Annotated in this window: 5 protein-coding genes and 2 tRNA genes; 2 read left to right on the forward strand and 5 right to left on the reverse strand. The window is 54.1% G+C overall.

Annotated elements, in window-relative coordinates:
• Positions 1–165: 165 nt before the first annotated feature.
• From VF260_04215 to cdd, 4 genes are all read right to left on the reverse strand, one after another.
• Positions 166–236 (reverse strand) — tRNA-Gly (locus tag VF260_04215).
• 104 nt (positions 237–340) lie between these two features.
• Positions 341–414 (reverse strand) — tRNA-Pro (locus tag VF260_04220).
• 324 nt (positions 415–738) lie between these two features.
• The gene (deoC, locus tag VF260_04225; GenBank protein ID HEX7056388.1) at positions 739–1,410 is read right to left on the reverse strand and encodes a deoxyribose-phosphate aldolase; all 672 of its coding nucleotides are present in this window, start codon (positions 1,408–1,410) and stop codon (positions 739–741) included.
• Between the two features lie 2 nt (positions 1,411–1,412).
• Positions 1,413–1,820 carry a cytidine deaminase gene (gene cdd, locus VF260_04230; GenBank protein ID HEX7056389.1) on the reverse strand — a complete coding sequence of 136 codons (408 nt, stop codon included), beginning with the start codon at positions 1,818–1,820 and terminating at the stop codon, positions 1,413–1,415.
• Between the two features lie 186 nt (positions 1,821–2,006).
• On the opposite strand from cdd, the gene VF260_04235 reads away from it, so the two are divergent.
• Positions 2,007–3,308 carry a pyrimidine-nucleoside phosphorylase gene (locus tag VF260_04235; GenBank protein ID HEX7056390.1) on the forward strand — a complete coding sequence of 434 codons (1,302 nt, stop codon included), beginning with the start codon at positions 2,007–2,009 and terminating at the stop codon, positions 3,306–3,308.
• A 25-nt stretch (positions 3,309–3,333) separates the two neighbouring features.
• Positions 3,334–4,284: an aldo/keto reductase gene (locus VF260_04240; GenBank protein HEX7056391.1), complete on the forward strand. Its 951-nt coding sequence runs from the start codon at positions 3,334–3,336 to the stop codon at positions 4,282–4,284.
• 60 nt (positions 4,285–4,344) lie between these two features.
• Here the strand turns inward: VF260_04240 and VF260_04245 are convergent, their stop codons facing one another.
• Positions 4,345–5,529 carry an aminotransferase class I/II-fold pyridoxal phosphate-dependent enzyme gene (locus tag VF260_04245; protein ID HEX7056392.1) on the reverse strand — a complete coding sequence of 395 codons (1,185 nt, stop codon included), beginning with the start codon at positions 5,527–5,529 and terminating at the stop codon, positions 4,345–4,347.
• Positions 5,530–5,728: the final 199 nt, after the last annotated feature.

Consider the following 5,728-nt stretch of genomic DNA (forward strand, 5'->3'; position numbering starts at 1 on the left):
ATTTTAAGACAGCTTCTGATTATAATTTCGGAAAAATATCCCATATTCCTCCTTAAACATGCAACTTTTGTCGAACGAAACAAAAATCTTGGACTTACAGCCAAATTATCAGGATTAAAAACAAAAAAAGCCTTGGTAAACAAGGCTTTCGCGTATCGCAATATAAGCGGGTGAAGGGAATCGAACCCTCGACAACAGCTTGGAAGGCTGTGGTTTTACCACTAAACTACACCCGCATAAGTTCCCGCAAAAGTGACGCAAAGCTTCGAGGCTTATTTCGTCTGCATCAAACCAAAGCTTGATCGGCGTCCAACGCTTTTGCGGGACCAAAAAACTGTAATCGGGACGACACGATTTGAACATGCGACCCCCTGGTCCCAAACCAGGTGCTCTACCAAGCTGAGCTACGTCCCGTTAGAAAAGCCGGCGGAATGCCTCGCCGTTTTTTCAAAGCAAAAAGTAATATATCATGTTCCGATTAAAAAATCAACGGAATATTGCGGTACTGCGCAGAATAGCTTAGCGGCCAGTATGCGCGATATGCGCGATATATGCGAATTTTCACTTACATCTTCTTAAAAAGCCGGCGTTTGCGATGAATGTATGTGCTTTTTCACATATAATTGTGTAAAATTCGCGAATTCCTGACAAATATATATTATTTTTCACATATATTTTGCACAAAAACCGGATTCCGAGAAAATTATTTGTGAATTTTCACATACATTTTATGATAAGTCAGGATAAGTCAGACTGACCCTTTACGATCGCCACGCTCGCGCTCGCTCCGATCCGATTCGCGCCTGCCTGAATCATGGCGCATGCGGTCGCGAAATCTCTGATCCCGCCGGATGCCTTGACGCCCATCTCCGCCCCGACCGTTTTGCGCATCAGCGCCACGTCGGCAACAACCGCCCCGCCCGGACCGAATCCCGTCGAGGTTTTGACGAAATCGGCGCCCGCTTCCTTGCACAAAAGACACGCGGCGATTTTCTCCGCATCCGTCAAAAGAGCCGTCTCCAATATCACTTTCACCTTGGCGCGGCCGCGGCAAACTTCCACCACCTTGGCGATATCCGCTTTTACCGCATCCGCATCCCCTGATTTCATCGCGCCGATATTCATCACCATATCGACTTCCGTCGCGCCGTCCGCGATTGCCTGCCGCGCTTCCGCTGCCTTCGCGGCGCTGCTTGTTGCGCCCAGGGGGAAGCCGACAACAGTGGCGATGCCGACGCTTGTCCCGGCCAACTCTTTTGCCGCCGCAGCCACCCAATACGGATTGACGCAAACGGCGGCGAAACCATATTGCTTCGCTTCCCGGCACAAATGAACAACCTGGGCAAGCGTCGCGTCCGGTTTCAATAACGTATGATCGATCATTCCGGCGATATCCGCTACGTCCGGCATGCTTATTTTTCCCCTTTCCTATCGCAACTATCGCGCAATGAAAAACCAAGAGGCAGCAACGCGGCAACGGTGGTCTTGCGCAAATCCCCGCGCATATTGGCCAAATACACCGGCATCTCGCCCGGGCACAATTCCAGCATAACCTGGCGGCAAGCGCCGCAAGGCGAGACAGGCTCATTCGTATCCGCAATGACGGCAAGCGCCGCAAATTCCCGGCACCCTTCCGAAATTGCCTTAAACAGCGCGGTTCTTTCCGCGCAATTGCACAGTCCATATGCGGCGTTCTCGACATTGCAGCCGGTGAACACCGTGCCGTCCTTCGCCAAAACGGCAGCGCCCACGGTAAATTTGGAATAGGGCGCATAGGCGCAATCCCGCGCATTTTTAGCAGCAGCAAGCAATTTCTCCATAAGGATCGTAACCATCCCCTTGTCGTTTTAGGCATTCGGCCTGAGCCGCCGTAAAGTACAGCCTGCCGCAAACGCTTCGTCCATTTCATCATAACATTTTCCAAAGGCGTTGAAAAATGCGCCCATTCTGGGTATCTGTGGTAAAATAAAAGAGACGTTTGCAATACGGGGGTGGGATCAAAAGGCATGCGCATGGTGGATTTGATCGCGAAAAAACGCGACGGTAAGCAACTGTCCAGGCAAGAAATCGAGCATATAATCGCAGGCTATACCGCGGGAAACATTCCCGATTACCAAATGTCCGCTTGGGCGATGGCCGTTTTTTTTCAAGGAATGACGCCGGAAGAAACGGCCGATTTAACGATGGCGATGGCGAATTCCGGAGATCGCGTGGATTTGTCGCAAATTCACGGCGTCAAGGTGGACAAACACAGCACCGGCGGCGTCGGCGACACGACGACGCTTGTGCTGGCGCCGCTCGTAGCCGCGGCCGGCGTACCGTTCGCGAAAATGTCCGGCAGAGGCCTGGGACATACGGGGGGCACAATCGACAAACTGGAGGCGATCCCCGGTTTTCGCGCCGAACTGCCGGCAAGCCGGTTTATCGCCAACGTAAACGCGATGAAAGTGGCGGTCGTCGGCCAAAGCGGCAATTTAACGCCCGCGGACAAAAAGCTCTACGCCTTGCGCGACGTGACGGCTACCGTCAACTCGATCCCGCTGATCGCAAGCTCCATTATGAGCAAGAAAATCGCCGCCGGCGCCGATGCGATCGTACTCGATGTCAAAACCGGCTCCGGGGCGTTCATGAAATCGCTCGCCGACGCGCGCGAACTGGCCTCGGCCATGGTGCGCATCGGCAAGCAAGCGGGCCGCCAAACAATCGCCGTTATCAGCGACATGAGCCAGCCGTTGGGCTTTGCCGTCGGCAATGCGCTGGAAGTGAAAGAAGCGATCGATACATTGAAAGGCGCCGGCCCCCCGGACTTGACCGAACTCGTTCTGACGTTGGGCGCGAATATGGTCGTATTGGGCCAAAAGGCGCCGGATTTCGCCACGGCGTATGCGCAACTGCGCGGTTTGCTGGCAAATGGCGCCGCGTTCGCCGCGTTCAAAACGTTCGTGTCGGCGCAAAACGGCTCGCCGGAGGCGATCGACCATCCGGAAATGCTGCCGCAAGCGCCGTATCAAATTCCCGTCGTCGCCGATACGGACGGATATATCCACAGCATCCAGGCGGAAGAAATCGGCGTTGCGGCCATGATGCTTGGAGCCGGACGGGCGACAAAAGAGGCGGCCATCGATCCTTCCGTCGGCGTCGTCTTGCAAAAAAAGGTGGGCAATACCGTCAAAAGCGGGGAGACGATCGCCGTCATTCACGCCAATCGCGAATCCGTTGACGACATCCACATGAAAGTCAAACGGGCCTTTACCATCGGCGCAACAGCATGCGCTGCGCCGCCGCTGATTTATGAAACGATCGGCTAAAAAAAGACAGATGGGAGCGATGAATATGAAATACCGCAAACTGGGCAAAACAGAAGCAAAAGTATCGGTTATCGGCGTCGGCACCTGGCAATTCGGCGGCGAATGGGGCCATGATTATACGCAGGGCGAAGTGGACGCGATTTTGGATACGGCAGCGGAAGCCGGGATCAATTTAATCGATACCGCCGAATGTTATGGCGACCATTTGTCCGAGTCTTTCATCGGCGATTATTTGCGCCGCCGCAACCGCGGCGACTGGTTTATCGCCACAAAATTCGGACATCGGTTCAAGGGCCGGTTTGATCGCGTCAATCTAATCTCCGCCGACGAGGTGCAGAAACAGCTTGACGATTCGTTAAAAGCCTTGCAAACGGATTACGTTGACTTGTACCAATTTCATTCGTTATCCGATGAGCAATTCGCCAACGACGCGTTGTGGACGATGCTGAACAAACAAGTGGAAAAAGGGAAAATCCGCCATTTGGGCATCTCCATCGGCAGCAACCAAAACATTTACCAGACGGACGCCGCCGAAAAAGTGGGCGCTTCCGTCATTCAGGTTGTCTATAATCGCATCGATCGCGAGCCGGAAAAAGAAGTATTTCCGTCCTGCATCAGACAAAATCTCGGCGTTCTGGCGCGGGTGCCGCTTGCCAGCGGCTACTTGAGCGGAAAATACGCGCCCGGCGCAAGCTTCGCACAGACCGACGTCCGCTCCCGCCATGATCGCGAGAAAATTGACCGCATGTTGGCGCAAGTCGAGCAAATCCGCCGCGAGGAAGTACCTGCCGGGATGAACATGGCGACGTGGGCATTAGCCTGGTGTTTGCGCCATCCGGCAGTCACATGCGTCATTCCGGGCTGCAAAAATCCGGAACAAACGAAAGCAAATGCACAGGCCGCCGAATATGTCGGCGATGAACACCCGCAAGCGTGGCCGGACGAACTCAACCTCGATAATCTGCAACTCGAATAAACTACCCCAAAGCCGGATTGACGGCGTATCCGCGCCTCGACGGATACGCCGTCAACAGTTTCATTCCATCGCCGCCAATCCTTTCGCCAAATCGGCAATTATGTCTTCGGGGGCCTCGATCCCGACAGACAACCGGATCAAACCGTTCGTAATGCCCAATTCCCGCTGTTTCTCTTTTGCCAGCAGACGATGCGACGTCCTGAGCGGGTGCGACATCGTCGTGGCGATTCCGGCCAGCGAAGGCGCAATGACGATCATCTCCATCGCCCTGAACATGCGATTCAACTTTTCCGTTTCCTCGCTTGTTACAAAGCTGAGCATCCCGCCGCCGGCGTGCAACCCGAGCCGCTCGGCGACGGCAAATGTTCGATGGCTCTCCAAAAGCGGATAATACACCTTGCTAACCATAGGATGGCTTTGCAAAAACCGGGCGACTTTCTCCGCGTTGGCGCAGTGCTGCCGCATCCGCAGCGCGAACGTTTTCAGCCCGCGCTCCACAAGCCAGGCTGCAAACGGCCCGAGATTAAGCCCCATTAATTTCATCCTTTGCCGGGCGTCGTCCATCACCGCCGGATCATTGCCAACCACAACGCCGGCTACGACGTCATTATGGCCGTTCAAATATTTGGTGACGCTATGAATGACGAGATCGGCGCCTTTTTCCAACGGGCGAACCACATAGGGCGTCGTAAACGTATTATCCACGATCAGTTTCGCGCCCCGTTCGTGCGCGATGCGGGCGAGCATGCCGATATCCACGACGCTGATCAGCGGATTGGTGACGACTTCGGCAAACAGCGCCCGCGTATTGGGCCGTATCGCCGCAATGACGTTTTCCTCCTGATGGCAGGAGACAAAAGAGCATTCGACGCCCAGCTTTTGCAACTCCGTCTGCAAAAGTGTAGCGGTAGCGCCATATATTTCATCGGAGCACAGCACATGATCTCCCGCTTTGGCAAAAGCCAAAAGCGCGCACAAAATCGCCGCCATGCCCGAAGAGGTGACGACCGCGTCCGCACCGCCTTCCATTGCGGCAATGGCCGCTTCCACCACTGAACAGTTGGGATTCCCATAGCGTGAATACAAATAGGTGCCTTGCTCTCCCGCAAAAAAACGTTCCACATCATCAAGATCCGCAAAAGTAAATACGGAGGTCTGGTAAATCGGCGTCGCCTCGGGGCGATTGCGTACCGGCGCGCGCCTGCCCGCGTGAATGCACGTTGTGGCCATTTGTTTTGATTTCATCTTATGGTCGCTTCCTTTCGCGTACACTTGCTTATCATATCGCCAACGACATTATAGCATGCTTTTTCTAAACGCATAATCGCGTTGCTTTACGCAGGCTGTATCTGTTACAATGGCAACGAAATCCATTCCATGAAACGGGAGGCCGACATGGTCCGATATACGTTTAATCAGGCGGAACTGAATTTGCAGGAATACG

It is taken from the genome of Bacilli bacterium (genome assembly GCA_036381315.1).
GTDB lineage: Bacteria > Bacillota > Bacilli > Paenibacillales > KCTC-25726 > DASVDB01.